Genomic DNA, 1,064 nt, shown 5'->3' with positions numbered 1-1,064 from the left:
CCCCCCTTCGGGGGCCACCCTCCCCCGCAGGGGGGGGAGGGGGTTCGCGCTCTTACTCGTCAGCATCTTTTTGACCGCGCCCGCCCTGGCGGCCGACGACGCGGCGTCCTGCGCGGAGGGCATCGCGATGATCCGCGACGCGTTGGCGGCGAATCCGTCCGAAGCCGCTCTCCCAAAACTCAAGAAAGCCCTCCGGGTGGCCGAACGCGAGCAGAAGGAGGGTGAGTTCGACGAGTGCCTCGACGCGGTGACGGATGCTCGCCGGACGCTCGGGCGATGAGCGAGGCGGCACTCTTGGTCGAGCATGTCGGCCACCGGTTCGGGGCCCGCGCGGCGCTGGACGACGTGTCGATCACGGTGGAGCGCGGGCGCTTCGCGGCGTTGCTGGGGCCGAACGGCGCCGGCAAGACCACGTTGTTCTCGGTGATCACCCGGTTGTACAACAACCAGAGCGGCCGGGTCTCGATCTTCGGCCACGGACTCGACCGGGAGCCCTCCCGGGCGCTGGCTCGGCTCGGCGTGGTGTTCCAGGCACGCACGCTGGATACCGACCTCACCGTCGAGCAGAACCTGCTCTATCACGCCAGCCTGCACGGTATCACCCGCACGGTCGGGAAGCTGCGCGTCGGCGCGTTGCTCGACCGGGTCGGCTTGGCGGACCGCAGGCACGACAAGGTCCGCACGCTGTCGGGCGGCCAGTCGCGCCGGATCGAGATCGCCCGCTCGCTGATCCATCGGCCGGACCTGCTCCTGCTCGACGAGCCGACCGTGGGCCTCGATCTCGAATCCCGGGCCGACATCGTGGCCATCGTCCGCGCCCTGGTGAGCGAGGAAGGCCTGTCGGTCCTGTGGGCGACCCACATCTTCGAGGAGATTTCTCCGGAGGACGAGGCCGTGGTCCTGCACCGGGGCCGGATCGTCGCCCGGGGCCGGGCCGGGTCTATCGGCGCGCCCGGCGAAAACCTGGCCGACGCGTTCCGCCGTCTCGTCGCAGAGCCGGGGAGGGCGGCGGCGTGATGGCCGACCGGACGTTACGCGCGCTCTCCCTCCCCCCTCTGCGGGGG

The 1,064-nt window shown here is 71.1% G+C and carries 2 protein-coding genes; both read left to right on the top strand.

Annotated features, from left to right (window positions below):
- Positions 1–64 precede the first annotated feature (64 nt).
- Positions 65–280, top strand: a complete 216-nt coding sequence (locus FV228_RS30645) for a hypothetical protein (RefSeq protein WP_147857845.1) — start codon at positions 65–67, stop codon at positions 278–280.
- Complete coding sequence (locus FV228_RS30640; RefSeq protein WP_147857844.1) at positions 277–1,017, top strand: ABC transporter ATP-binding protein; 741 nt, start codon at positions 277–279, stop codon at positions 1,015–1,017. The genes FV228_RS30645 and FV228_RS30640 overlap by 4 nt, the downstream gene beginning before the upstream one ends.
- Positions 1,018–1,064: the final 47 nt, after the last annotated feature.

The organism is Methylobacterium sp. WL18, assembly GCF_008040015.1.
Lineage (GTDB): Bacteria > Pseudomonadota > Alphaproteobacteria > Rhizobiales > Beijerinckiaceae > Methylobacterium > Methylobacterium mesophilicum.
Note: the sequence above shows the minus strand (reverse complement) of the source record. Positions and strands in the feature narration are given on the sequence as shown.

What these genes read in the sequence shown, in the direction of transcription:
- FV228_RS30640 (WP_147857844.1), top strand. Translation starts at nt 277, where the DNA reads ATGAGCGAGGCGGCACTCTTGGTCGAGCATGTCGGCCACCGGTTCGGG.